The sequence below is a fragment of the Pseudoxanthomonas mexicana genome (assembly GCF_010093385.1).
Classification (GTDB): Bacteria; Pseudomonadota; Gammaproteobacteria; order Xanthomonadales; family Xanthomonadaceae; genus Pseudoxanthomonas_A; species Pseudoxanthomonas_A mexicana.
In genome coordinates this window covers 30,738-54,102 of sequence record NZ_PDWV01000023.1, presented here as the reverse complement: position 1 = coordinate 54,102, position 23,365 = coordinate 30,738, and the positions used below count along the sequence as shown (strand labels likewise).

At 68.7% G+C, this 23,365-nt stretch carries 24 protein-coding genes; 16 read left to right on the top strand and 8 right to left on the bottom strand.

Features of this window, described 5'->3' with window-relative positions:
* Window positions 1-47: 47 nt before the first annotated feature.
* The 3 genes from CSC76_RS10195 to CSC76_RS10185 all read right to left on the bottom strand — a co-directional run bounded on the left by CSC76_RS10195 (window position 48) and on the right by CSC76_RS10185 (window position 1,855).
* A complete protein-coding gene (locus tag CSC76_RS10195) occupies window positions 48-911 on the bottom strand; it encodes a sterol desaturase family protein (protein WP_162109902.1) in 864 nt (287 codons plus the stop codon).
* A gap of 9 nt (window positions 912-920) precedes the next feature.
* Window positions 921-1,214 (bottom strand): EF-hand domain-containing protein, encoded by a 294-nt coding sequence (locus CSC76_RS19265; RefSeq protein ID WP_162109901.1) that lies wholly within the window; start codon window positions 1,212-1,214, stop codon window positions 921-923.
* Between the two features lie 116 nt (window positions 1,215-1,330).
* On the bottom strand, window positions 1,331-1,855 hold the full coding sequence (locus tag CSC76_RS10185) for a hypothetical protein (RefSeq protein ID WP_162109900.1): 525 nt from the start codon (window positions 1,853-1,855) through the stop codon (window positions 1,331-1,333).
* Window positions 1,856-2,047: 192 nt separating this feature from the next.
* Here CSC76_RS10185 and ompR point away from each other — a divergent pair, with 192 nt between their 5' ends.
* The 3 genes from ompR to CSC76_RS10170 all read left to right on the top strand — a co-directional run bounded on the left by ompR (window position 2,048) and on the right by CSC76_RS10170 (window position 4,959).
* The gene (ompR, locus tag CSC76_RS10180; protein WP_162109899.1) at window positions 2,048-2,767 is read left to right on the top strand and encodes an osmolarity response regulator transcription factor OmpR; all 720 of its coding nucleotides are present in this window, start codon (window positions 2,048-2,050) and stop codon (window positions 2,765-2,767) included.
* Between the two features lie 70 nt (window positions 2,768-2,837).
* On the top strand, window positions 2,838-4,028 hold the full coding sequence (locus CSC76_RS10175) for an ATP-binding protein (protein WP_162109898.1): 1,191 nt from the start codon (window positions 2,838-2,840) through the stop codon (window positions 4,026-4,028).
* Between the two features lie 22 nt (window positions 4,029-4,050).
* Complete coding sequence (locus CSC76_RS10170) at window positions 4,051-4,959, top strand: alpha/beta hydrolase (RefSeq protein ID WP_162109897.1); 909 nt, start codon at window positions 4,051-4,053, stop codon at window positions 4,957-4,959.
* Between the two features lie 164 nt (window positions 4,960-5,123).
* Here CSC76_RS10170 and CSC76_RS10165 read toward each other — a convergent pair whose 3' ends face one another.
* Genes CSC76_RS10165 through CSC76_RS10155 form a run of 3 tightly spaced genes read right to left on the bottom strand, consistent with a single transcriptional unit; the run spans window position 5,124 to window position 7,694 of the window.
* Window positions 5,124-5,876 (bottom strand): SIR2 family NAD-dependent protein deacylase, encoded by a 753-nt coding sequence (locus tag CSC76_RS10165; RefSeq protein WP_162109896.1) that lies wholly within the window; start codon window positions 5,874-5,876, stop codon window positions 5,124-5,126.
* A 4-nt stretch (window positions 5,877-5,880) separates the two neighbouring features.
* Window positions 5,881-7,032: a cell division protein ZapE gene (gene zapE / locus CSC76_RS10160; protein WP_162109895.1), complete on the bottom strand. Its 1,152-nt coding sequence runs from the start codon at window positions 7,030-7,032 to the stop codon at window positions 5,881-5,883.
* Window positions 7,032-7,694: an alpha/beta hydrolase gene (locus CSC76_RS10155; protein ID WP_162109894.1), complete on the bottom strand. Its 663-nt coding sequence runs from the start codon at window positions 7,692-7,694 to the stop codon at window positions 7,032-7,034. Before CSC76_RS10155 ends, zapE begins: the two co-directional genes overlap by 1 nt.
* A 129-nt stretch (window positions 7,695-7,823) precedes the next feature.
* Here CSC76_RS10155 and CSC76_RS10150 point away from each other — a divergent pair, with 129 nt between their 5' ends.
* From CSC76_RS10150 to CSC76_RS10140, 3 genes are all read left to right on the top strand, one after another.
* On the top strand, window positions 7,824-8,741 hold the full coding sequence (locus tag CSC76_RS10150) for an AEC family transporter (RefSeq protein WP_162109893.1): 918 nt from the start codon (window positions 7,824-7,826) through the stop codon (window positions 8,739-8,741).
* A gap of 65 nt (window positions 8,742-8,806) precedes the next feature.
* On the top strand, window positions 8,807-9,937 hold the full coding sequence (locus tag CSC76_RS10145) for a hypothetical protein (RefSeq protein WP_162109892.1): 1,131 nt from the start codon (window positions 8,807-8,809) through the stop codon (window positions 9,935-9,937).
* A gap of 58 nt (window positions 9,938-9,995) precedes the next feature.
* On the top strand, window positions 9,996-10,466 hold the full coding sequence (locus CSC76_RS10140) for an MgtC/SapB family protein (protein WP_162109891.1): 471 nt from the start codon (window positions 9,996-9,998) through the stop codon (window positions 10,464-10,466).
* Between the two features lie 4 nt (window positions 10,467-10,470).
* On the opposite strand, the gene yczR is transcribed toward CSC76_RS10140, so the two are convergent.
* A complete protein-coding gene (gene yczR / locus CSC76_RS10135) occupies window positions 10,471-11,922 on the bottom strand; it encodes a MocR-like transcription factor YczR (RefSeq protein ID WP_162109890.1) in 1,452 nt (483 codons plus the stop codon).
* A 60-nt stretch (window positions 11,923-11,982) separates the two neighbouring features.
* On the opposite strand from yczR, the gene yczE reads away from it, so the two are divergent.
* The 4 genes from yczE to CSC76_RS10115 all read left to right on the top strand — a co-directional run bounded on the left by yczE (window position 11,983) and on the right by CSC76_RS10115 (window position 16,312).
* The gene (gene yczE / locus CSC76_RS10130) at window positions 11,983-12,663 is read left to right on the top strand and encodes a membrane protein YczE (protein WP_162109889.1); all 681 of its coding nucleotides are present in this window, start codon (window positions 11,983-11,985) and stop codon (window positions 12,661-12,663) included.
* Window positions 12,660-13,598 carry a PhzF family phenazine biosynthesis protein gene (locus CSC76_RS10125; RefSeq protein WP_162109888.1) on the top strand — a complete coding sequence of 313 codons (939 nt, stop codon included), beginning with the start codon at window positions 12,660-12,662 and terminating at the stop codon, window positions 13,596-13,598. Before yczE ends, CSC76_RS10125 begins: the two co-directional genes overlap by 4 nt.
* A 214-nt stretch (window positions 13,599-13,812) precedes the next feature.
* Window positions 13,813-14,832, top strand: coding sequence for an AbiTii domain-containing protein (locus tag CSC76_RS10120; protein ID WP_202923514.1), 1,020 nt, complete (start codon window positions 13,813-13,815; stop codon window positions 14,830-14,832).
* 763 nt (window positions 14,833-15,595) lie between these two features.
* Window positions 15,596-16,312 carry a hypothetical protein gene (locus CSC76_RS10115; RefSeq protein ID WP_162109886.1) on the top strand — a complete coding sequence of 239 codons (717 nt, stop codon included), beginning with the start codon at window positions 15,596-15,598 and terminating at the stop codon, window positions 16,310-16,312.
* A gap of 274 nt (window positions 16,313-16,586) precedes the next feature.
* Here the strand turns inward: CSC76_RS10115 and CSC76_RS10110 are convergent, their stop codons facing one another.
* Window positions 16,587-18,086 (bottom strand): AAA family ATPase, encoded by a 1,500-nt coding sequence (locus tag CSC76_RS10110; protein ID WP_162109885.1) that lies wholly within the window; start codon window positions 18,084-18,086, stop codon window positions 16,587-16,589.
* A gap of 186 nt (window positions 18,087-18,272) precedes the next feature.
* Here CSC76_RS10110 and CSC76_RS10105 point away from each other — a divergent pair, with 186 nt between their 5' ends.
* From CSC76_RS10105 to CSC76_RS10080, 6 genes are all read left to right on the top strand, one after another.
* On the top strand, window positions 18,273-18,905 hold the full coding sequence (locus tag CSC76_RS10105; protein WP_162109884.1) for a ParA family protein: 633 nt from the start codon (window positions 18,273-18,275) through the stop codon (window positions 18,903-18,905).
* Between the two features lie 14 nt (window positions 18,906-18,919).
* Entirely contained in the window at window positions 18,920-19,396 is a 477-nt protein-coding gene (locus CSC76_RS10100; RefSeq protein ID WP_162109883.1) for a SixA phosphatase family protein, read from the top strand.
* Window positions 19,393-19,977, top strand: coding sequence for a YceI family protein (locus tag CSC76_RS10095; RefSeq protein WP_162109882.1), 585 nt, complete (start codon window positions 19,393-19,395; stop codon window positions 19,975-19,977). The genes CSC76_RS10100 and CSC76_RS10095 overlap by 4 nt, the downstream gene beginning before the upstream one ends.
* On the top strand, window positions 19,974-21,944 hold the full coding sequence (locus CSC76_RS10090; RefSeq protein WP_238394932.1) for a phospholipase D family protein: 1,971 nt from the start codon (window positions 19,974-19,976) through the stop codon (window positions 21,942-21,944). The genes CSC76_RS10095 and CSC76_RS10090 overlap by 4 nt, the downstream gene beginning before the upstream one ends.
* 100 nt (window positions 21,945-22,044) lie before the next feature.
* Window positions 22,045-22,473 (top strand): hotdog fold thioesterase, encoded by a 429-nt coding sequence (locus CSC76_RS10085; RefSeq protein WP_162109881.1) that lies wholly within the window; start codon window positions 22,045-22,047, stop codon window positions 22,471-22,473.
* Between the two features lie 51 nt (window positions 22,474-22,524).
* Entirely contained in the window at window positions 22,525-23,322 is a 798-nt protein-coding gene (locus CSC76_RS10080; RefSeq protein ID WP_162109880.1) for a lysophospholipid acyltransferase family protein, read from the top strand.
* Window positions 23,323-23,365 lie beyond the last annotated feature (43 nt).

Genomic DNA, 23,365 nt, shown 5'->3' with positions numbered 1-23,365 from the left:
CCTGGATACATCCCGGGAAGCGCGAAAAAGGTCCGCCCGGGCCACTCTCAGTGCCCCGGGCGGACCTTTTTCGCGCTTCCCGGGATGTATCCAGGCGGCCCGAAGAGCGTCATGGCGACCTGCCTGACGCCGCGCGCGCGGCGCAGGTCGCGGGCCAGTTTCACCCAGGCGTGGAAGGCGATGGTCACCGGGTTGTAGCTGTGGACCGGATCCACCAGGCCGTAGCGGATCGGCACGTCCGGGCGTTCGTCGCGACAGGTGCCGAACAGGCGGTCGAACACGATCAGCACGCCGCCGTAGTTGCAGTCCAGATATTCCGGATTGCTGGCGTGGTGCACACGGTGGTGCGCCGGCGTGTTGAACACGAACTCGACAGGGCGCGGCAGACGCGGCACCAGTTCCGTGTGCAGCCAGTACTGGTACAGCAGGTTCAGCGCCAGCGCGCCGACCACGTACGGCACCGGGAAGCCCAGCCACACCAGCGGACCGAAGAACACCGCCGCACCCGTGAGCTTGCCGGTCCACCCCAGCCGGTACGCGGTGGACAGGTTGTACTGCGTGGCCGAGTGGTGGACCGAGTGGTTCAGCCAGAACCAGCGCACGCGGTGATCGGCGCGGTGCATCCAGTAGTAGCAGAACTCCTGGCCGACGAAGAGCGCCAGCCAGTGCCAGGGGCGGTCCATCGCGATCGTGGTCAGGCGGAACTCCCAGATCGTGAACAGCAGTACGGCAACCACGCCACCCTGGATCAGCACGCCCAGCAGCGCACGGCCGGCGGCATCGCCGAAGGACGCCCAATAGCCCTTCCAGTCGTAACGGACGCCGCGTCGCATCAGCCACGCGGCTTCCACGGCGGCGACGGCGACCAGCACCAGCAGGGGCAGGCCGGCGAACAGGCGGAAGCCGTCCATCCTACCGCCTCAGCGCGTGCGACGCGCGGCCATCTTCTGGCCGGCTGCACGCATTTCATCGGGCGAGAGCTTGCCGTCGCCGTCGGCATCCAGGGTGTCGAAGCGCTTGGCGATGCGCGGCAGCTTTGCGTCGGCCTCGGCCTTGTCGATCAGACCGTCGCCGTTGGCATCGGCGGCTTTCAGGCGTTCCTGCAGCGTGGCTTTCTGTTCGTCGGTCAGGGTGCGCTGCTGCGCGTGGGCGGGCGCCACCAGCGCGCATACGGACAGGGCGGTGGCGAGGGGAAGCAGGATGGATCGGGACATCGGGAATCTCCGGGTGAGGGAAGGAACAGGTGCAGGCGCGGCGGGTCGGGAATGCGTCCTTGCGGCAGGGGAGGTGCCAGGCCGCCGCGCCTGCGGGAAAGGGTGCAGCCGGTCGGTCAGTGGCCGCGCGGACAGGCGATGGCGTCACCGGCGGCATTGGTGCAGGTGCGCGTATGCACCAGCGTGCCGTCCGAGACGGTCGTACTGCCGGTGTAGCTATTGCCGTTCGCGCCGGTGGCGGTGGTGCTGCGCGCACCGGTCACGTTGCCGTCCGCGTCGCGGCTGATGCCGCCGCTGGTGCTGGCGGTTCCGCCGTTCGGTCCGTTGGCATACGCGCTGCCCTGGCGGCCGGCACTGCCGTCGGCGTTGCGGTAGGTGCTGCGGTCGTAACCGGCATTGCCGCCGTTGGCACCGCTGATGCTGCCGCTGCGCGCGGCGCTGGCATTGCCCTGGCCATCGGCCTGCCAGCCCCGTTGGCGCTGGCTGTCGAAGCGGGCATTGCTGCGCTCGACGGCGACGCTGCCGCCCTGGGCGGTACGCTGCACGGCGCGGCTGCGTTCGCGGGCTTCGGCCTGGTCGGCGATCAGGGTGGTGGCGCACAAGGCGAAAGCGGTGGCGATCAGCAGCGGGGTCTTGCTCATGGCGGAATCCTCATCGGGGTGGGGGTGGCCGCACGGGGAAGCGGCGGCAGGGCCAAGGTAGGGCGGGCAACGGCGGCAGGTGTGTCGCGGTTGACAGCAGATGTGTCTGCCGCCTGCGCCGGAAACATCTGCTTACAAACCGGCTGGAAACGGGGTTTGCCGGGCGTCGCGGCGGCGGGCGATAGTGGCCGCATGGACGAGACCCTGCCCCGCGTGCTGCTGGTGGACGACGACGTGCGGTTGCGCGAGCTGCTGCAGCGATACCTGCAATCGCAGGGCTTCGAGGTGCGCGGCGTGGGCGATGCCGCGCAGATGCGGCAGTCGCTGGATCGCGGCCACTTCGACCTGATCGTGCTGGACCTGATGCTGCCCGGCGAGAACGGCCTGGAGATCTGCCGCCGCCTGCGCGGCCAGGGCGACGCCACGCCCATCGTGATGCTGACGGCGAAGGGCGACGAGATCGACCGCATCGTCGGACTGGAGATCGGCGCCGACGACTACGTGCCCAAGCCGGTGAATCCGCGCGAGCTGCTGGCGCGCATCCGTTCGGTGCTGCGGCGCACGCGCCCCGCGCCCGGTGCGCCGCAACCCGACGGCGGTGAGGTGGTGTTCGGGCCTTTCACGCTGGACCTGGGCCGGCGCGAGCTCACCCGCGACGGCGCGCTGTTGCGGCTGACCAGCGGCGAATTCGCGGTGCTGTCGGTGTTGCTGCGGCATCCACGCCAGCCGCTGAGCCGCGACCGCCTGATGAGTCTGGCGCGCGGCCGCGAGCACGAGGCCTTCGAACGCAGCATGGACGTCACCATCGCGCGCCTGCGCCGCCTGCTGGAAGACGATCCGCGCCAGCCGCGCCTGATCCAGACGGTCTGGGGCGTGGGCTATGTGTTCGTGCCGCCGGAGGCCACGCCATGAGGGCGCCGCTGCCGCGCAGCGTGTTCGGCCAGCTGCGCTGGTCATCGCCCTGGTGTTGGCTGGCGCGGGCGTGCTGGCGCTCCTGCTCGGGCGCGAACTCGCTACGCGGCCGGCGGCCGAACAGCTGCTGCGCGCGATGCAGGGCTTCGCCGAAGTGGTCGAAGCGCTCGATCAGCACCAGCCGCATGCGCGCACGGTCGCGCAGCTGCGGGATGCCGGGCTGGAAGTGCGCAGCACGCCGCCCGCCGATGCCCGGCCGCGTTTCGCGCCCTTGCTGCGTGAACTGCGCGAACGGGCCGCCGGCACGCTGGGCGCCGGTCGCGAGCTGCGGATGGACGCCGGCCGCGGGCTGCGGGTGATCTGGCTGAAACCTGCCACGCGCGAACCGCTGTGGGTGTCGTTCGCCTACGACCGCCCGGGCACCGGCATGCGCCGCTTCTCGGTGTTCATGCTGATCGGGTGCGTGGCGCTGGTGTGGCTGGCCGCCGCGTACTTCGCGCGCCGGCTGGTGCAGCCGTTGCGCCAGCTCGCGGCCGCGGCGCCGGCCATCGTGCGCGGCGACGCCCCGCCGATCGTCCCGGCGCGTGCGCCGCGCGAAGTCGCCGGCCTGGCACAGGCGCTGGGCGAAGCCAGCGGCGACGTGCGCGCGGCGGCCGAAGAGCGTGCGCTGCTGCTGGCCGGCATCTCGCACGACCTGCGCACGCCGCTGACCCGCCTGCAGTTCGCGCTGGAGATGGTGCCCGACACCGATCCCGACCTGACCCGCAGCATGCAGCGCGACATCATGGAAATGGATGCGATCCTGGGCCAGTTCATCGCCTTCGCCCGCGATGGCCGCGACGAAGGCAGCGAAACGGTCGACCTGGCCGCGATCTGCCGCCAGGCGGTCGCCGCGGCCTCGAAAGGCTGGCGTGTGGAACCGCCGGAGCACGCGCTGCTGCCGGGCAAGCCGATGGCGCTGCTGCGCGCGGTCGAGAATCTGCTGGTCAACGCCGAGCGGCATGGCGCGTTGCCGCTGTCGTTGCGGCTGTGGGCCGAAGGTCCGGCGTGGGTGGTCGAGGTGGCCGACGGTGGCCCTGGCCTGTCCGCCGAAGCCGCCGAGCGCGCACGCCAGCCGTTCGTCCACGACCAGGCAGGCGGCGGCAGCGGCCTGGGCCTGCCCATCGTCGACCGCGTGGCCCGCCAGCACGGCGGCGAACTGCGCCTGCTGCCGAATACGCCCCAAGGCCTGCGCGCGCAACTGTGGCTGCGGGCCGGTTGATCTCCCCCAACAAGGTGATGCGATGAAGACGATGCTGTTCCGCACGGGCCTGCTGGCCTGCGTCCTGACCGCTGCGCTGCCGCTGGCCGCGCAGACCTTCCGCGAACGCCTGCAGCAGGCGCGCGACGCCTCGCGCCAGCCGGCTGCAAGCCCACCGGCGTTGCCCGCCGGCGCCCGTGCGCTGCGCGATGTCGCCTACGGCGACGACCCGCGCCAGCGCTACGACGTCTACCTGCCGGCGCAGCCGCAGCGCGCGCCGGTGATCCTGTTCGTGCACGGCGGCGGCTGGGCCAACGGCAACAAGGACAATCCCGGCGTGGTCGAGAACAAGGCCGCGTACTGGCTGCCGAAGGGCTACGTGCTGGTCTCGATCAACTACCGCATGCGACCGGACACCGCGCCCATCGACCAGGCCCGCGACGTGGCGCGCGCCCTGGCCGACGTGCAGAAGCGCGCACCGTCGTGGAACGCCGATCCGGCGAACGTGCTGCTGATGGGTCACTCCGCGGGGGCGCATCTCGCCGCGCTGGTGGGTGCCTCATCCTCGCTGTGGCGCGAGGCGGGCGCCGCCCGTCCGCGAGGTGTGGTCTCGCTGGACAGCGGCGCGCTCGATGTGCCGCAGACGATGAAGAAGCCCCCGCTGCCGCGCATCTACGACGCGGCTTTCGGCAGGAATCCGGTCGACTGGATCGCCGCTTCGCCATACCACCAGCTCACCCGCGACGCGGTGCCGATGCTGTTCGTCTGCTCCTCGCGCCGGCAGGATGCCTGCCCACAGGGTCGCGCGATGGTGGAGAAGGCGAAGACGCTGGGGGTCGCGATGGAGGTGCTGCCGGAAGACCTCTCGCATGGCGAGGTGAATCACCTGCTGGGTGCGCCGTCCGCCTACACCACGTCGGTGGATGCGTTCGTGCAGCGCCATGTGAACTAGCCCCTGCCACCGTGGGAGCGACGTGAGTCGCGATGAAGCGTTACCGGTAACCGATCACGACTTGCGTCGCTCCCACGACAGCGCACCTTGTTCCCCGGATCAAGCGAGGGCAGGTTCTTCGGGCACTTTCTCCCCGCCAGCGGGGAGAAGAAAAGTAGCAGTGCCTAGCGCACCAGCAACGGCAACGCCTGCGCTGCGGGCGCCCGCCAGACGTGGTCCGCCTCCGCGGACAGCGCGGTCGGCTCCGGATTGATTTCCACCACGGTCGCGCCGTGGCGACGGGCCAGCGCGGGCAGGCCGGCGGCAGGATAGACAAGCCCCGACGTACCCACGACCAGCATCAGCGAACAGCGCGTCGCCGCATCAGCCGCCGCGTCCCAGGCGTCGTCGGGCAAGGCTTCGCCGAACCACACCACGCCCGGACGCACCCGGTCGCCGCAGGCCGCGCAGCGCATCGGCTCGATACGCTGCACGCCGTCGACGTAGTCGTCGAGCGGGCCGTCATGCGCGCGCCCGCAGGCGAAGCAGCGCAGAGCGAACAGGCTGCCATGCACATGCGCATCCACGGCGCTGCCGGCGGGTTCGTGCAGGTCGTCGACGTTCTGGGTGACCAGCGACAGCGGCACGCGTTGCGCCAGCGCCGCCAGCGCACGATGACCGGCATTCGGCTGCGCATCGCGGACGAGTTGCATGCGCCAGCGGTACCAGCCCCAGACCAGCGCGGGATCCTCGCGCCACGCCTCGGCCGTCGCCAGCCGCATCGGATCGAAGCGCGACCACAAGCTGTCGTGCGTGCCGCGAAAGGTGGGGATGCCGCTCTCGGCCGACATGCCGGCGCCGGTCAGCACGCAGACACGGCCGCCGTTGTCGATCGTCCGGTGCAGCGCATCGTCGATCGCAGCGGGCACCACGTCCATCCGCTCAGGCCTTGTGCGGCGTGGCCAGGTACTCGGCGCTCTGCATCTCGATCAGGCGCGAGGCGGTCCGCTCGAACGCGCCCTGCAGGCGCGTGCCGGTGTACAGCGCCGTCGGCGCGTCCGCGGCGGTGCACACCAGGTTGACGTGGCGGTCGTACAGTTCGTCGATCAGGTTGACGAAGCGGCGCGCAGCGTCTTCGTTCAAGGCATCGAAGCGGGGGATGCCGCCCACCAGCACCGTGTTGAACTCGTGCGCGATCTCGATGTAGTCCGTGGTGCCGCGCGGGCCCTCGCACAGCGCCGCGAAATCGAACCAGGCGATGCTTTTGCCACGGCCACGCACCGGGATCTTGCGGCTGTCGATCTCGATGTTGCCGCCGTGCGCGGCTTCGCCACTGCTGAGTTCGCGCCAGCGCATCGCCAGCCAGTCGTCGGCCGCGCCGTCCAGTGGCATCCGGTACACCGGCGAGCGGGTCAGCGCGCGCAGGCGGTAGTCTTCCTGCCCGTCCGAGCGCAGCACCACGCAGTATGTCTGCAGCAGGGCGATCGCCGGCAGGAAGCCCGCGCGCTGCAGGCCGTCCTTGTACAGGTTCTGCGGCGCGGGATTGGAGGGCGTCACCAGGGGGATGCCTTCGGCGAACATGCGCTCCAGCAGGCGCGCCAGCAGCATCGCATCGCCGATGTCGGTGACGAAGAACTCGTCCAGCACCAGCACGCGCAGCTTGCCGCGGACTTCACGCACGATCTTCGCCAGCGGATCGCTCTCGCCGGCGTGCAGGCGCAGGCGCTCGTGCACGCCGCGCATGAAGCGGTGGAAGTGGGTGCGGTACTTGCCGCCGCCTTCGCCATGCGCCTTGTTCTGCGAAACCGAGTACGTCGGCAACGGCAGGGTGTCGTAGAACAGGTCCACCAGGAAGGTCTTGCCGCGCCCGACTTCGCCCCAGTAGTACAGGCCCTTGACGGTTTCCGGTGGCTTGCCGAACAGCCTGCCGAACAGGCCGGGCGACGGCGGCTCCGCCAGCAAGGCCGCATGGATGCGGTCGAGTTCGGCCAGCGCGGGATGTTGCGCCGGATCGTTCTGCCATTGGCCTTCGGAGGCGCCGCGTGCGTAGACCTGCGACGGCGTCGGGGCCGTCTCCCGAGCGTCGTCCGTCATCACGCCGGTACGTAGGCTTTCATCGCATGCTTGATGGCGCCGCGCAGGTCCATCAGCTTGCGGTGGAAGAAATGGCTGGTCTCGGGCATGCGGATCAGTTCGGGCGGCTGTTTCAGCGTGTCGATCCAGTCGTACACGGCCTGTGGCTCGACGATTTCGTCCTCTTCGCCCTGGATCATCAGCCACGGGCACGTGGGGGGCGTGATCGAAGCGAAATCCCACCGGCCTGCCGGCGGCGCGATCGACACCAGCGCATCCGGCTGCAGGCTGTCGCTGGCGCGCAGCGATACGTAGGCGCCGAAGCTGAAGCCCGCCAGCCACAGCTGGGTGCCGGGACGCTGGGCGCGCACCCAGGCCACGACCGCGCGCAGGTCGTCCACTTCGCCGTCGCCATGGTCGAACAGGCCGGCCGAAGCGCCCGTGCCGCGGAAGTTGAAGCGCACCGTCACCGCACCGAGTTCGCGCAGGCTGCGCGCGGCCATCACCACCACCTTGTTGTGCATGGTGCCGCCCTCGGTGGGCAGGGGATGGCAGATCACCGCGGTGACCGGCTTTACCGGCTCGCCGTCTTCCGGCCAGTCGACATGGGCTTCCAGAGGCCCTTCGGGGCCGTCCAGGGTGATCGGGCCGGACGCGGTGGGAAAGGCGGCGGGGTTCGTCATGGCGCCCATGATAAGCCTTGCGCCGCAACGAGGTCGTGCTGGAATCGGCGCGACCACCGACCAAAGCCCAAGCGCGACGCGCGGCGGGGTATGCGATCCTGCGCAGCCCCACGCCGCTCCCGCCGCACCATGGCATTCGATGCCTTCGCCCTGATCCTGACCATGCTGGCCCTGGGCATTGTGTTCGCGCGCCTGCGGGTGTTTCCCGACAATGCCGCCGACGTCCTGAACCGCGTGGTGCTGTATGTCTGCCTGCCGGCCGCGGTGCTGACCTACGTGCCGCGCCTGCACGTGGACGCTTCGCTGCTGGGCGTGGTCGTCACCCCTTGGATTCTGACCGCCGCGACCATCGCCCTGGTCGCCCTGGCCACGCGCCTGTTCGGCTTCCGTCGCGACGAGCATGCGGTACTGCTGCTGTGCGTGGCCCTGTGCAACAGCAGCTTCATCGGATACCCGATGGTGCGCGCGCTGCTGGGCGAACACGCGCTGCCGTACGCGGTGGTGTACGACCAGTTCGGCACCTTCGTCCTGCTGTCCACGTTCGGCCTGTACGTGCTGGCGCGCTATGGCGGCGATGCGCCCCCCACCGCACGCGAGATCGGCCTGCGCATCCTGAAGTTCCCGCCGGTGTGGGCCCTGCTGGTCGGACTGACGCTGATGCCGGAGCAGCCCCCGGCCTGGATCGGCGGGGCCCGGCAGAAGCTGGCCGATGCATTGCTGCCGCTGGTGATGCTGGCGGTGGGCCTGACCATCCAGCTGAAACTGCCGCGCGACGAGGTGAAGCCACTGGCGGTCGGCCTGCTGTTGCGCCTGCTGGTGATGCCGGCGCTGGCGTTGCCGCTGTCGCTGGCCTTCGGCATGTCCGGCGAGATGCTGCAGGCCAATGTGCTGGAGTCGGCCATGCCGACCATGATCACGGCCGCCGCGCTGGCCATTTCGCACCAGCTTGCCCCGCGCCTGGCCGCCGCGCTGGTCGGCTACGGCATCCTGCTGTCGCTGGCGACGCTGCCGATGTGGGCGTGGGTGGTGGGGCGCCTGGCCGCATAGGCGGGCGCTGGCGCGTGGTGCCGCGTTCGTGCGAACGTTGAAGTCGTTCCCGACAGGAGTGGGCGATGCGCACGACAATCCAGGTGTGTACGTGGCTGGTGTTGATGGCGTCGGTGCTGGCTTCATCGCTCTCTCTGGCGCAGGACGGTCCGCCCCCGGAGGTGCCGGGCCGGGTCGAATCCGATCCGCAGCTGGCCGCTGCCAGCCGGGCCTGGCATGACGCATGGCGCGCCCACGTCGAAGCGCATCTGCGCACCGTCGCCGCGCGCGGCACGGCGCGTGACCTGCTGGTGGCCGGCTGGCTGTGGCCGCGGAGTAACGATGACGCGGACACCCAGGCGCGCGCATGGCTCCAGGCCGCCCACGCCGCGTCCAGGGGCGACGATCCGCTGGTGGACTGGGCACTGCTGGACGCCTGCGCGACGAACGACGCCCGCTGCGACCGCAGCCTGCTGCTGCAACGCCTGATGGCCGCCGATCCGGGCAATGCCGAACGCCTGCTTGCGGCCTATGCCGACGCCGTCCAACGCAGGGACATGGCCGCCGCCGAGCGGTACTGGCAGGCGGCCGCCGCGGCGACCCACTACCGCACGCACTTCAGCGACGTCGGCCTGCTGATGGCCACGACGCTGCGACAGGTGCCGGCACCGCCACTGGATCCCGCGCTGGCAGCCGCCATCGGCGAGGATCTCGGGATCGGCCGGGCTGCCACGCCGCAGGACATGGCGGATGTGGCGGTCATGGCCATCACTGCGGCCATCGCGGTCCCGACCCTGCAGCCGATCATGCAGCGCTGCCGGGCCCGGGTCGGTGCACTGCCCGCTGACGCACGCACCGCCTGCAAGCGGATCTACACGCTGCTGGCCGCCGACGACTCGATCATGATCGGGCCGGCCATCGCGCTGCCGCAGCTGGGGCAGTGGGCCGACGGCGATGTGGAGCGCGAGGCGGCGCGCGAGCGCCTGCGCCAGTTCGCGTGGGTGTACGAAAACGTCATGCGGTTGTACCAGCGACCTGCGCCCGCGCGACATCTGCCGGCCGATTACGTCGATGTCTTCCTGCGCAACGGCGAACTCGCCGCCATGCGCCATCAACTGCAGGCCAACGGCATTGCGGGCGAGCCGCCCGCCGGTTGGTTGCCCGACAGCCCGGAACATCGTGCCCTGTTGACCGGCGAACCGCCCACCGCACCCTGAGCTGCCTTCGCATCGCGTTGACCGCGCTGGTGGAAGCATCGGCGCAGGAGGTCATGCCATGTTCGACGGATGGGAAGCACAGGCGCCGGTGGTCGGGCGCATCGCGTTCGCGATGCTGCTGGGCGGCGCCATCGGGCTGGAGCGCGAGATGAAGGACCGCCCTGCCGGCTTCCGCACACACATGCTGGTGGCCGGTGCGGCGGCCATGCTGACCGGTATGGGCGACATGATGCTGGCGCTGGCGCAGCACGCGGGCGACGAGCGCGTGCAGATCGATCCGTTCAGGCTGGTCGAAGCCGTGATCGCCGGCGTCGCCTTCATCGGTGCCGGCACGATGATCGCCCACCGCGGCCGCGTGGTCGCCGGCATCACCACGGCGGCGTCGCTGCTGATGGTGGCGGTGATCGGCGTGGCCGTCGGCTTCGGCCATGGCTGGCTGGCGTTGCTGGCGACGCTGCTGACGTTCGCCGTGCTGTCGGTGCTGGCATGGCTGGAGCGGCGTGTCGCCAAGCGCCCCGACAACGGCTAGCGCCTCAGGCGATCAGGCGTTTCACCGCGTCGCGCTGATGTCGTGCATCGCGCGGATGCGCCTTCCAGGTTTCAGCTATCACCTGCACCGCCTGCACCAGCGTGGCTTCGGGCTTGGCATAGGGAATGCGCAGCCACTGGTCGTTGCCGCCTTCCACGCTGAAGACCGGGCCCGGCGCGAGGTACACGCCCTTGCGTTCCACGTCCGCCGCCAGTGCGGTGGCGCTGCCGTGCGGCATCCGAACCCACAGCGACAGGCCGCCTTCGGGCAGGCGGAAGCGCCAGTCGGGCAGGTGCTCGCGCAGGGCCTGCGCCAGGGTGTCGCGTCGTTCCCGCATCTGGGCGCGTCGCGCGGCGAGTGCGCCGTGGGCGTCCAGCATCTCCGCCACCACCAACTGGTCGAACAGGGAGCTGCCCAGGTCCATCTGCACGCGCGGGGCGATGAGGCGTTCGATGTGTTCGCGCGGCGCACGGATCCAGCCCACGCGCAGGCCGCCCCAGCAGAGTTTGGACGCACTGCCGATGGTGAACGCATCGGTTGCGAACGCGGCGAACGGTACCGGCATCGACGCATCGGACAGGCAGGTGGATTGCAGGGTTTCGTCGACGATGGCGATCGTGCGCGTGGTGCGCAGCGCAGCGGCATAGTGCGCGCGTTGCGTTCCCCCCATCAGGAAGCCGGTGGGGTTCTGGAAATCCGGAATGAGGTACGCCAGCCGCGGCGAGGTCTGCCGCAATGTCGCCTCGATGGCGGCAAGGTCCCAGCCGTCCTCGCCCAGCGGGTCGCCCATCGGCGCGCTGACCAGGCGCGCGCCGCCGAGGCGCAGCGCCTCGATCGCATTCGAATACACCGGCGACTCGATCATGAGGCGGTCGCCCGGGCGGCTCAGCGCACGGGCGATGATCGCGATGGCCGACAGCGCGCCCGAGGTGATCACGATCTGCTCGGGCGTGGTGGGCAGGCCGCGCTGCGTGTATGTCGCCGCGACGCGGGCGCGCAGCGCGGGCAGACCGGAAGGCAGATAGCCGTCGCTGGCCAGGTAGGCGGGCAATGCCTCCAGCGCGCGCGCGTAGGCGGCCGCGACGCCGGGCGTGGCCGCGCCGGCCGCGCAGTTGAGGTCGATGGCGACACCCGATGAAGGTGCCGTGCCGACGGCATGCAGTGCGTGGTCGTGCGCGCGGCGTCGGTCGAGCGGCGCCGTGGCGAACGTGCCCGCGCCCTGCCGGGCGGTGGCGAAGCCGGCGGCCACCAGGTCCGCATAGGCACGGGTGACGGTGTTCCTCGACACGCCGAGCGCTTCGCTGACGGCACGTTCGCTGGGCAGGCGGGTGTCCAGCGGGATGCGGCCGTCGCCGATCAACTCCTGTAGCGCCTGGCGCAGCCCGCGGTAGGCGGGCGACCGGGGGAAGTCGCCTACCAGCGGGGCGAGGCGATCAGGGGCCAATACGCGGTTCATGAGGCCACTATCGCACGATTGGCTCTATCGAAAAGAGCCAATCGGGGTGAAGGTGGCCCCATGAAACCTGCCTCTTCCATCGGCCTGGCCAACCTCGGCCCCCTCGCCCAACTCAAGGCCGGGCGCCTGCCCGAACGCGTGCTGCGCCTGCTCGTCGGCCTGTGGCTGTACGGCCTGGCCATCGCCCTGATGATCGAAGGTGCCGTGGGCGCCTCGCCCTGGGACGTGTTCCACCTGGGTGTGTCGCGCCACCTGCCGCTGTCGTTCGGCACGGTGATGATCCTCGCCGCGGTAGGCGTGCTGCTGGCGTGGGTTCCGCTGCGGCAGATGCCCGGCCTGGGCACGCTGGCCAATACGCTGCTGCTGGGGCCGTTCGCCGACCTCAACCTCGCCTGGCTGGCGACGCCCGAGGGCTTGCCGCTGCGCTGCGCCTACCTGCTGGCCGGCGTGGTGCTGTGCGCCGTCGCCACCGCGCTGTACATCGGCGCCCAGCTGGGGCCGGGTCCGCGCGACGGACTGATGACGGGGCTGGCGCGCCGCACCGGCTGGTCGATCCGCCGCATCCGCACGCTGATCGAAGTCACGGTGCTGGCCATCGGCGTGCTGCTCGGCGGCGTCGTGGGCGTGGGCACCCTGGTATTCGCCTTCGGCGTGGGGCCGCTCACGCAGTTCTTCCTGCGCCATCTGGTGGTGCGCCTGGACGCGCCTGCGACCGTTGCGCTGAGAGGAGAAACACGATGACGTCCGCGGTCCTGCGCTACAGCGCCTTCACGACCGACCCGAGCGGCGGCAATCCCGCCGGCGCGGTGCTGGATGCGCGCGGTCTGTCCGACAACGCCATGCAGCGCATCGCCGCGGACGTGGGCTATTCGGAAACCGCGTTCCTGCTGCCACGCGCGGATGGCGAGCTCGAGGTGCGCTACTTCAGCCCGCTGGCCGAAGTCAGCTTCTGCGGCCACGCGACGATCGCGGCGATGGTCGCGCACGCCCGCCGGCAGGGTCCGGGCGACTTCGTGCTGCACACGCAGGCGGGGCGCGTGCGCGTGACGGTCGATGCCGGTTTGTTCGCCACCCTGACCAGCGTGCCGCCGCTCGTGGACGCATTGGATGCCGCTGATCTGGATGGCGTGCTGGGCACGTTGCGCTGGCATCGCGACGAACTCGACCCCGTGCTTCCGCCCGCGGTCGCGTATGCCGGTGCGTGGCATCCGGTCATCGCCGTCGCCACGCGCGCGCGGTTGGCCGATCTGCACTACGACTTCGATGCACTGGCCGCGCTGATGGCATCGCGCGGCTGGACCACGATCAATCTGGTGCGGCGCGAAGACGCGCACACGCTGCACGCGCGCAATCCGTTCCCACCCGGCGGCGTGGTGGAAGATCCGGCCACTGGCGCCGCGGCCGCGGCGTTGGGTGCGTATCTGGCGGCGCAGGACCGGCTGCCTGACGACCGCAGGTTCACCATCCACCAGGGACACGACCTCGGGCGACCGAGTGTGTTGCGGGTGGACGTGCCGGTGGATGTAAGCGAGGGGGTAAGGGTGAGTGGGACTGCGGTGGAGATTGGGGAGGGGGATTGCGTCGATCTCTGCCGATGGGCGGTTGCGACCCCAGATCACGCCAACGGGTCCGTGTCCTTCTTAAGTCGGCTTAATAGAGGGACGATAGCGATCTAAGAAAGAAGGAGCTGGCACCCCGGGTTAGCGGGTGATGTTCACGAGCGAACCACGCAGCTGGCGCTTGCGCACCCTGCGTCCTGGCATGTTCCCACGACCCCTATGCAGACATGTACCGTCTGCCTTGACGCGCGCTGGGTGGAACGTGAACATCCATGTCGTCCCCCGGGGATGGGGCGTTAGGCTGCAGGAGACACATCTAGTGGAACCCGAAGTGAAGCCATCCGCTAAGGCGCTAGCTGAAGCCCTTGGCTTGTCAGAGGATCTGCTCCGGGCGATCGAGCTATCGCAGGCCCCACTTACCAACATCGCTTTGATGGCTTCTCGTCTCGCGAGGCTCCTGAACGACTTCGACCATCAGAAGATTTTCGAGTACGAGAGCGGCGGATACCCATATTCTGCTACTGGCGTATCCCCAGAGGTGTGGCGCCTTGCAACGCTCGCAGGAAGGACCTACCAAAAGAAAGACAAGGAAGAGGTCAAGACCTACGCGAGAACTGAATCAATTGAACAGCTTGAGGCCTCGTTGGAGGCTTCAAAACTAGGAATCGACGCAGCCAGGGATCCGAATGTTTCGATCTCTTCCGCCAACCCCAATCAGTACGTAGGCTCCGGGCACGGCAACTGGGTCGAACGAAGCAGATTGCACCAGTCGATTAGGGAGTCCTCTGCAAAGCTAAGCTCACGCAGATCATTCATCTACGCATATGTGCTTCAAAAGAATCTAGAGTTGAAGTTCTCCGGCATAGCAGGAGACGCATTTTCTAGAATTCGCTTAGCAGCAGATGAGCTTATTGGCCTTACAGTCCCGTCTGCCGCTCAAAAGTTTGTCGCCATTTATGAGAACTTGCAATCCGACAACCCAGAGGATTGGTCTAATGCTGTCCATAGCTGCCGGAGGATCCTGCAGGATTTGGCAGACCACCTATTCCCGGCCACTGATACGCCGCGCGTCAAGTCGGTTAATGGCAGGGACGTTCGTATCGCTCTTGGAGCAGACAACTACATCAACCGCCTAGTCTGCTTCACAGAGGACAATTCCACCTCAGGGCGATCAGAAGAAATTATTGGCTCTCAACTAGCGTACTTGGGTGATCGCCTAGACTCGCTGTTCAGGGCAGCTCAAAAGGGTTCGCACGCGACCATATCAATACGCGATGAGGCAGATCGCTATGTCGTATACACCTACATGCTCGTTGCGGATCTTCTCAAGCTTGCTAGGCCTGCAGCTTAACAATTCAGTCAAGCCGAACTCGCTTCGCGGCACGGATCATCGGAAGGCATAAGGCGTCGGGAGCAGTGATACATCCATGAGTCTCAATGCCATTTCTGGCTTGGCATTTGGGCTTCTGCCCCTCTTGCCCCTTCTGTTGCCCGTGCCCTTCTTGCTACACGGTGCCCGCCAAGATCGTAAGCTCATCGCAGCATCACCTGGCTTGCTTGGCGCAGTTGTTTACATCGCTACCGTTCTGGCATCGCATTGGTCTCGGCCACCCGCTTCTGACTCTATCCTGTGGTTACATGCAGTGGCTTCGGCCGTGCCTCTGTTGCTGTTGGCTCCTTCTGTTGTGGCGTTGCGGAGCACAGGGCTATCCATCCTGCATCTGATTACTCTGACCGGTGTAGTAGGGTCTTGGCTATTCGGCGGCATCCTGATCGATGGAACGTCATAGGTTGCTCGTTCTCGGAGACTCGTCCCCTTACTTCTTAGCGAGTAGGATGGGTCGAGCCGAAGGCGATACCCATCACCCGCACCATTCGCAGGAAGGCATACTGCAGCGGCCGCACGCTCGATAGCTCGTTCGCGCTGGGCTTTCCGGATTGCACGTGATGGGTATCGCCTTCGGCTCAACCGTACGGATTCGTCGGCGAATGCGCCGCTTCAGTCGTCCCGCGCCGCTGTGGTCGGGTCCAGTTGCTCTGCTTGCCTCGCGGAGAACGCCATATCCTTTCAGAGCATCGCGTTAGACTGAGGATGGGGACGGGGAGGGGCACGAATGAAAGCAGGCATCCACGCAAAACGCATTCTGCTGATGGTGGCGCCTTTGGCGCTCATGTTGTGCGCCGCTGTAGTCGTCCCAGTCGCACTGGAGCGCTGGGAAGACAGGCGAGAGCGTCTTGATGCGATCCAGGCTGAAAGGGTGGCGCTGTATCGGGCGCGCCTTGAACCGTGCCCCGGGAAGGTCGATTCAACCGGTATCAAGGAGCTTGCACTCAGGCCCGGTGAAATCGGGGTAGACGTATTCCCGGAGTTCGCTGCGCCGGAGGGATTCCGGCTTTCCCATGCATCCTTGTCGGGCCATGCGGGGGTCTCTGCCGCCGGTTACCTGCCGCCACCTCCTCCGCCACCTGGGCGTGCCGAAGTGAATCAGGCTATTGAGCCGCTAGCACCCACGTACAAGACGTTCCCGCCCGTCGTCCTGCCGCAAGCACTCGGAGCGCGCGCACTGGAGACGCTGAAAGCGGAAATAGATCATGCGGATGCTGCCGGATCGATGGGGCTTGATGGGATCACGTACATCCTGCGGTACGACGATAAATGCGCATTCGCCTGGTCGCCCGCGCCCGGCACACGCGCACACAAGATCGTCGGTCTGGTGAATGCGCTGGATTCGTTGAGCAAAGAAGATGCACGCAACGCCACCGCCTTGCATGCGGACGTTTCAAGGTGGATCGCCGAACTGGAATCGGACACGCGCGAACTCGCCGATTGAGCCCGTAGGATGGGTTGAGCCGCAGGCGATACCCATCATCGTTAGCGCCCTCGTCGGGGGCTTTATGCAAAGAATCCGGTGTCGGAACGTCAATCGCACCGCGCTTCCAATTGACATGCGATGGGGCTGCGACTCAACCCACCGTACGGTCTCAGGACACGGACGTGTCGACTGCCGGGGCGCACGCTGCCGCTAAAAGCTCGCGACTTACGTCGCTCCCACGGCCGCGCTTCCCGAGTGCGGAACCTGGTGCCTCAGTGCACGGCCCGACGGCTCAACCCGCCGGCACCGTCCGCTCCCGCGCCCAGTCGCGCAGCGCCTGCACCTGTTCGCCCATCAGGACCGACAGCGGGCGGGTGCTGCGGATCTCGTGCATAACGAGGTCGGTGTCGAGCGGTTTCTGCTCGGCATGCGCGGCGTACAGCGCCGAGACGATGGCCTGCTCCAGCTCGGCGCCGGAGAAACCGTTGGCCGCGGCGGCGAGTGCGGGCAGGTTGAAGGCGTCCGGATCCAGATGCCGGCGTGCCAGGTGCACGCGCAGCACCTCCACGCGCGCCTCGGGCGAAGGCAGGTCGACGAAGAAGATCTCGTCGAAACGGCCCTTGCGCAGCAGCTCCGGCGGCAGGTCCTGCACCTGGTTGGCGGTGGCGACCAGGAAGACTTGCCCGCTGCCCGCGCCGGCCTTGCGCTCGGCCATCCACGTGAGCAGGTAGCCGAGTACGCGGCGCGACACGCCGCCATCCTCGTCGCCGCCGCTGGCCAGGCCCTTCTCGATCTCGTCGATCCACAGCACGCAGGGCGCCAGTTGCTCGGCCGAGGCCAGCGCCGCGCGCAGGTTCTTCTCGGTCTCGCCGTGGTACTTGTCGTACAGCGTGCCGAAATCCAGCCGCAGCAGCGGCACGCCGAAGCCGGCGGCCGTGGCCTTGGCCAGCATCGACTTGCCGCAGCCCTGCACGCCCAGCAGCAGCACGCCCTTGGGCAGGTCCAGCCCCGGTGGCGGATTGCCGGACACGAACACCGCACGCCGCTGTTCGATCCAGCGCTTCAGCCGCGACGCACCGGCCACGTCGGCGAACTTCGCCGTGTCGTACTCGTAGTGCAGATGCCCGCTGCGGTTGAGCAGCTCGAACTTCAGTTTGTTCAGCGCGGGCAGGTCGCTGGCGGTCAGGGCGCCGTCGGCGAAGATCAGCTGCCGCGCGATGCGGCGTGCGTCCACCAGGCTCAGGCCCTGCAGGTTGCGCACGATCTGCTTCACCGCCTCGCCATCGGCCTCGACGCGCCGGCCGCCGTGCTCGCGGGCGTAGTGCTCGGCTTCCTCGCGGACCATCTTCAACAGGGCATTGCCGTCGGGCAGGCGCGGGCTGAAACGCACCGCCAGCGCGTCCAGTTCGGCCGGCAGTTCGATCTTCGCGCCCACCAGCACTACCACGTGCGGCAGGCTGTGCCGGCGTTGCAGGATGTCGCGCAGCTGGCGCTGGCTGCTGGCGTAGCCCAGGTAAGGGTGGAAATCCAGCAGCAGGTAGATGCCGCGCTGCTCGGCCTGCTTGATGGCCTGCAGGGCGGCACTGGCGTCGGGCGGGCCGACGGCGTCGTCCTCGCGGTCCATGTCCAGCCGGCGCAGGCCCTCGGTGATGCTCCAGCGGAACAGCGCCCGCCACACCTGGCCCAGGGCCTGCCGGAACAGGTCGACCACGCGCGCCTCGTCCTGGGTCTCGATGACGATCAGCGGGGTGTTGGCGCGGATCAGCGCGGTGAGGTCCTGCAGCTCGTTCATGGGGCGTCCGGTCCGTGGGGACGGAACGATAACAGCAAGCAGTGAGTGGGGAGGAGTGAGGAGTGAGGGGAAGCCGGGTCTTGCCTTCGCTCACTCCTCACTCCTCACTCCTCCCCCTCACTCCTGTCTTTCTGCTTCACCTCCCCCGGTGTACCCTGCGGGCTCCCCGGGCAACGAGGTGCGCGCATGAAGACGATTCTGGTCGCCAGCTCCAAGGGCGGCGCGGGAAAGACCACCCTGGCGACCAATCTGGCCGCGTATTTCGCACTTGATGGCAAGCGCACGGTGCTGGTGGACGCCGATCCGCAGCATTCCTCCACCCGCTGGGCCGAGCGCCGGGCGGAACTGGAGTCGGCCGTACTGCCGATCGACGCCAGCGGCCGGCGCGCCTGGCGCGCGTGGCTGCCGGAGGACGCCGAGCGCGTGGTGGTGGACGCCCCGGCGGGCGCGATGGCCGACGACCTGGGCAGTTTCCTGGAGCACGCCGACGCCGTGGTGGTGCCGGTGCTGCCGTCCGCCCTGGACATCGAGGCCACGGTCGGCTTCCTGAACACCCTGGCCAAGGTGCCGCGGGTGCACAAGCGCAAGCTGCCCGTGGGCCTGGTGGTCAACCGCAGCAAGCCGTGGACGAATGCGTCGCAGCAGGCGGTGGAGATGCTGAAGACCTGGCCTTACCCGGTCATCACCCAGCTGCGCGATACCCAGGCCTACGTGGTGATGGCGGGCCTGGGCCGCAGCCTGTTCGACTACCGTTCGGCGCAGGTGCGCGAGCATCAGGCGGACTGGGAACCGTTGTTGAAGTGGATCAAGAAAGCCTAAGGAGCAAGCGTCCCATGCGTGAACTGATCCTGCTGCGCCATGCCCATGCCGAACCGGCCACCACCGGGCAGTCCGACCTGGACCGTCCCCTCTCCCCGCAGGGCCTGGCCGAGGCCGAGGCCGTCGCGCGCTGGCTGAAGGAGCAGGGCCTGGTGCCGGACCGCGTGCTGTGTTCGCCGGCCCGCCGCACCCGCGAGACGCTGGAAGCAGTCATGGACGCGATCGGCTATGTGGAGCAGCGGCTGGAAGAGCGCATCTACGAGGCCACGCCCGGCACGCTGGCCGACCTGGCCGACCAGCACCGCGAGGCCGAGCGCCTGCTGCTGGTGGGACACAACCCGGGGCTGGAGCAACTGGCCGCGCTGATGTACTCCGGCGTGACCAGCGAGTACCGCGGCATGCCGCCCGCCGGCGTGGTGGTGCTGACGCTGCCGGCCGACGCCTCCTTCGAACCCGGCGTGGCGCAGCTCTCCGCCTTCTGGTGGCCATGACGCAGGCGACGGCCGCCGGCCTGCGCCTGGCCGCGCTGGCGGTGGGCGTGCTGTTGGCCGTACCCGTGCTGGCGCAGGGGCGCAACGACTTCGACCCGGACAACACGCGGCTGGGATTCGAACTGCGCACGCGCTGGGGCCAAGTGCTGGACGGCGTGTTCCGCCACTACGAAGGCTCGGTGGAGCACCTGCCGGACGGGCGCCAGCAGGTGCGCCTGCGCATGTACACCCGCGATGTCGAGATCGTCGGCCACCCCCGTTACAGCGAGTGGGCGCGCAGCGAGCAGTTCTTCGATGCCGACCGCTATCCGGTGGTCACGTTCACGTCCAGGCCCTACGATCCGCTGCTGCTGTACGACGGCGGCAAGCTGGAGGGCGAATTGAGCATCAAGGGCATCAGCCGCCCGCGCAGCCTGGAGGTGGCGCCGGCGACCTGTCCGCGCCCGGCGGTCGGCTGCGATGTGGTGGCCACCGGCGCGGTGCGCCGCAGCGACTACGACATGGACGACTGGATGCTGGCCGTCAGCGACCGCGTGGTGTTCGTGCTGCGCGCGCGCATCAGGAGCGCAAGGACGCCGTGACCCGTCGCAGTGCCGTGATCGCCGCGCGCTGCGCGGTCCTGTGGCTGGCGCTGCTGTGCAGCGCCTGCGCCAGCCTGTCCGACCGCCAGCGCGATCGTGCGGCCGGCATCGCCGCTGGCGCCCGCTCGACGGTGATCGAGTGCGAACAGGCCGATGCCTGCGCGCTGTCGTCGCCGCTCTACGACCTGGCCGGACAGGCGCGCGCGGCGTCCACGCCGGAGGCGCCGCGCCACTACGCGGTGATCCTGGACCAGGGCTCGGACGCGCTGCTGGCACGGCTGAACCTGATCCGCAGCGCGCGCGAACGCATCGACCTGCAGACCTACATCTTCGACAAGGACGACAGCGCGCGGCTGGTGCTGGACGAGCTGCTGGCCGCGGCGCGGCGCGGCGTGAAGGTGCGGGTGCTGATCGACCAGCTGTCGGCGATCGCCGACCTGGAGATCCTGGCCGCGCTGTCCGGTGCGCACCAGAACTTTGCCATCCGCATCTACAACCCCAGCTTCGGCAAGGCCAAGCTGAACTACCTGGACTACGCGGGCAGCGTGCTGTGCTGCTTCCGCCGCTTCAACCAGCGCATGCATACCAAGCTGCTGCTGGTGGACGACCGCATCGGCATCAGCGGCGGGCGCAACTACCAGGACGACTACTTCGACTGGGACGCCGAATATAACTTCCGCGACCGCGACGTGCTGGTCGCGGGTCCGGAGGCGGCGGCGATGGCGGCCAATTTCCAGGCGTTCTGGGAGGCGCGGCGCAGCGTGCCCGCCGAGCGCCTGAACGATGTCGGCCGGACGCTGCTGCGCGAGGGCGTGCCGGCGATGCCGGTGCCGCGCTACCTGCGGCCGGAGCGCGTGCAGGCGGCGCGCGCCGAGGCGAGCGATGCGGACCTGGTACGGGAGCGTTTCGTCGAGCCGGCGTTCCCGGTCGGCGCGGTGCGCTACATCGCCGACCTGCCGCAGAAGCACCGCCGCGAACGCCGCGACGACGATGCGCCCGCCGCCCCCGAACTGGAAGCGCTGATCCGCAGCGCGCAGAAGGAGGTGCTGCTGCAGACGCCGTACCTGGTCATGTCCAAGCAGGCGCAGGCGATGTTCCGCGACATGCGCAAGCGCGAGCCGCCACCGCAGGTAGTGGTGTCCACCAACAGCCTGGCGGCGACGGACAACCCGGTCGTCTATTCGATGTCGTTCAAGTACAAGCGCCGCTACCTGCGCGAATTCGGCTTCCGCATCCACGAGTACAAGCCCTTCCCGGAGGACGCGCCGGTGGACTACGCCGCGCTGATGCCGGAAGGGCCGCCGGTGGCGCTGTCGGAAGACGGGCGTGCCGCGGCAGGCAGCGGCAGCGGCCGCATCCGTGGACCGTCCGGATCGATCGGGCCGTCGGCCGGCTCGCAGGGCGAGACCACCCGCCGCCTGCAGCGTACCGAATCGCGGCCGTCGTTCCTCAGCAGCGGCGCCGCGTCCGAGCCGCTGCCGCTCAAGCGCGCCGGCGTGCGCATGGGCCTGCACGCCAAGTCGATGGTGATCGACGGCGAGACGGCGGTGATCGGCACGCACAACTTCGACCCGCGCTCGGAGAACTACAACACCGAGGCGGCGGTCGTGATCGACGACCCGGCTTTCGCGCAGGCGCTGGCCGACAGCATCCGCCGCGACATGTCCCCGCAGAATGCATGGGTGATCGCCCCGCGGGCCAAGCCGCCGGTGTTCTCGGGGCTGGACTACAGTCTGGGCAAGGTGTCCGAGGCGTTGCCCGTGTTCGATATCTGGCCCTGGCGCTACGCCACCAGCTACGAGTTCCGGCCGGGCCCCGACTGCCCGCTGCCGGTGGCCCCGAAGGATCCCGCGTTCCATCGATGCTATGTGGCGGTCGGCGATTTCCCCGAGGTCAACGTCGGGCCGAAATGGCTGTACACGCGGGTGCTGACCGCGTTCGGTGCGGGACTGGTGCCGATCCTGTAATGCGGAAGTGAGTGCAGAGGGAGGAGTGAGCGAAGGCGCACGCTCTGACCCTCCCGCACACTCACTTCTCTCCCCTCACTCCTCGCTCCAAGGACTTGCCATGGCTTTCCGCGCTCCCGTCGATCTCGCTGCCGTCAACGCCCATGCGGCCGACACCCTGGTGTCGCACCTGGGCATCGTCATCACCGAAGCCGGCGACGACTGGCTGCGCGGCACCATGCCGGTGGATGCGCGCACGGTGCAGCCGTACGGCATCCTGCATGGCGGCGCCTCGGTGGCGCTGGCCGAGACGCTGGGCAGCGTGGCCGGCAACCTGTGCGTGGACACGATGAAGGAGATGGTGGTGGGCCTGGAGATCAACGCCAACCATGTCCGCGCGATGCGTGGCGGCAGGGTCACGGGCACGGCGCGTGCGCTGCATGTGGGCCGAAGCACGCAGCTGTGGGAGATCCGCATCGAGAACGACGAGGGCAAGCTGGTCTGCGTATCGCGGCTGACGCTGGCCGTCGTACCGCTGCCGAAATCCTGAGACCCGCACGGACGCATTCCGCTGCGGCGATCCATCCGGTATCGTGATGGGATGACGCCGCCCCCTGTTCATGTTGCTGGCGGCAGCGGCGTGGCGCGGGTCTTTCGCTACCTGTACCGCGTGCCGCTGCTGCTGGTCCACCTGTTGGTCTTCCTGCCGGTCACGCTGTTGTGCCTGTCGCCGCTGCTGGTGTGGATCCGCGTGGGCGACGAGAACGCCGGCGATGTGGCCGTGCGCTGGTGGTCGGGGGGCCTGATGCGCATCTTCGGCTTCCGGCTGCGGCGCGTGGGCAAGCCGTTGCCCGGCCCCACGCTGTTCGTGGCCAACCACGTCAGCTGGATCGACATCGAGGCGCTGCACAGCCAGCGCATGATGGGTTTCGTCGCCAAGCACGAGATCCGCGGCTGGCCGGTGGTCGGCTGGCTGGCGGCGCAGGGCCAGACCATCTTCCACCAGCGCGGCAGCCAGGAATCGCTGGGCGGGGTGCTGCAGGCGATGATGCGGCGCCTGCGCGAGGGGCGCTCGGTGGGCGTGTTTCCCGAAGGACGTACCCGGGACGGGCATGCGGTCGGGCCCTTCCATGCGCGCATTTTCCTGGCCGCCGTCGAGGCGGGCGTGCCGGTGCAGCCGGTGGCCCTGCGCTACGGTGCGCGCGGCAGCGCGCAGCCGGTGGTGGCGTTCGGGCCGAAGGAAAGCTTCTTCGCCAACTTCGTGCGTCTTCTGGGCGAACCCGCGCGCACGGCCGACATCTGCTTCCTGGAACCCATCCAGGTGACCGATGTCGAAGGCCGTCGCCGCATCGCCGACCTGTCGCGCGAGCGCATCGTGCAGGCCATGGCACAGGCCTGACGGGCGACGTGATGGCATGGTGACGGATTCGAGGGAATACTCG

Coding starts and splice junctions, on each gene's coding strand:
- CSC76_RS10095 (WP_162109882.1), top strand. CDS start 19,393: ATGACGCAGGCGACGGCCGCCGGCCTGCGCCTGGCCGCGCTGGCGGTG.
- CSC76_RS10115 (WP_162109886.1), top strand. CDS start 15,596: ATGAAAGCAGGCATCCACGCAAAACGCATTCTGCTGATGGTGGCGCCT.
- CSC76_RS10080 (WP_162109880.1), top strand. CDS start 22,525: ATGACGCCGCCCCCTGTTCATGTTGCTGGCGGCAGCGGCGTGGCGCGG.
- CSC76_RS10140 (WP_162109891.1), top strand. CDS start 9,996: ATGTTCGACGGATGGGAAGCACAGGCGCCGGTGGTCGGGCGCATCGCG.
- CSC76_RS10125 (WP_162109888.1), top strand. CDS start 12,660: ATGACGTCCGCGGTCCTGCGCTACAGCGCCTTCACGACCGACCCGAGC.
- CSC76_RS10150 (WP_162109893.1), top strand. CDS start 7,824: ATGGCATTCGATGCCTTCGCCCTGATCCTGACCATGCTGGCCCTGGGC.
- CSC76_RS10145 (WP_162109892.1), top strand. CDS start 8,807: ATGCGCACGACAATCCAGGTGTGTACGTGGCTGGTGTTGATGGCGTCG.
- CSC76_RS10165 (WP_162109896.1), bottom strand. CDS start 5,876: ATGGACGTGGTGCCCGCTGCGATCGACGATGCGCTGCACCGGACGATC.
- CSC76_RS10110 (WP_162109885.1), bottom strand. CDS start 18,086: ATGAACGAGCTGCAGGACCTCACCGCGCTGATCCGCGCCAACACCCCG.
- CSC76_RS10085 (WP_162109881.1), top strand. CDS start 22,045: ATGGCTTTCCGCGCTCCCGTCGATCTCGCTGCCGTCAACGCCCATGCG.
- yczE (WP_162109889.1), top strand. CDS start 11,983: ATGAAACCTGCCTCTTCCATCGGCCTGGCCAACCTCGGCCCCCTCGCC.
- yczR (WP_162109890.1), bottom strand. CDS start 11,922: ATGAACCGCGTATTGGCCCCTGATCGCCTCGCCCCGCTGGTAGGCGAC.
- zapE (WP_162109895.1), bottom strand. CDS start 7,032: ATGACGGACGACGCTCGGGAGACGGCCCCGACGCCGTCGCAGGTCTAC.
- ompR (WP_162109899.1), top strand. CDS start 2,048: ATGGACGAGACCCTGCCCCGCGTGCTGCTGGTGGACGACGACGTGCGG.
- CSC76_RS10100 (WP_162109883.1), top strand. CDS start 18,920: ATGCGTGAACTGATCCTGCTGCGCCATGCCCATGCCGAACCGGCCACC.
- CSC76_RS10170 (WP_162109897.1), top strand. CDS start 4,051: ATGAAGACGATGCTGTTCCGCACGGGCCTGCTGGCCTGCGTCCTGACC.
- CSC76_RS19265 (WP_162109901.1), bottom strand. CDS start 1,214: ATGTCCCGATCCATCCTGCTTCCCCTCGCCACCGCCCTGTCCGTATGC.
- CSC76_RS10105 (WP_162109884.1), top strand. CDS start 18,273: ATGAAGACGATTCTGGTCGCCAGCTCCAAGGGCGGCGCGGGAAAGACC.
- CSC76_RS10185 (WP_162109900.1), bottom strand. CDS start 1,855: ATGAGCAAGACCCCGCTGCTGATCGCCACCGCTTTCGCCTTGTGCGCC.
- CSC76_RS10195 (WP_162109902.1), bottom strand. CDS start 911: ATGGACGGCTTCCGCCTGTTCGCCGGCCTGCCCCTGCTGGTGCTGGTC.
- CSC76_RS10155 (WP_162109894.1), bottom strand. CDS start 7,694: ATGACGAACCCCGCCGCCTTTCCCACCGCGTCCGGCCCGATCACCCTG.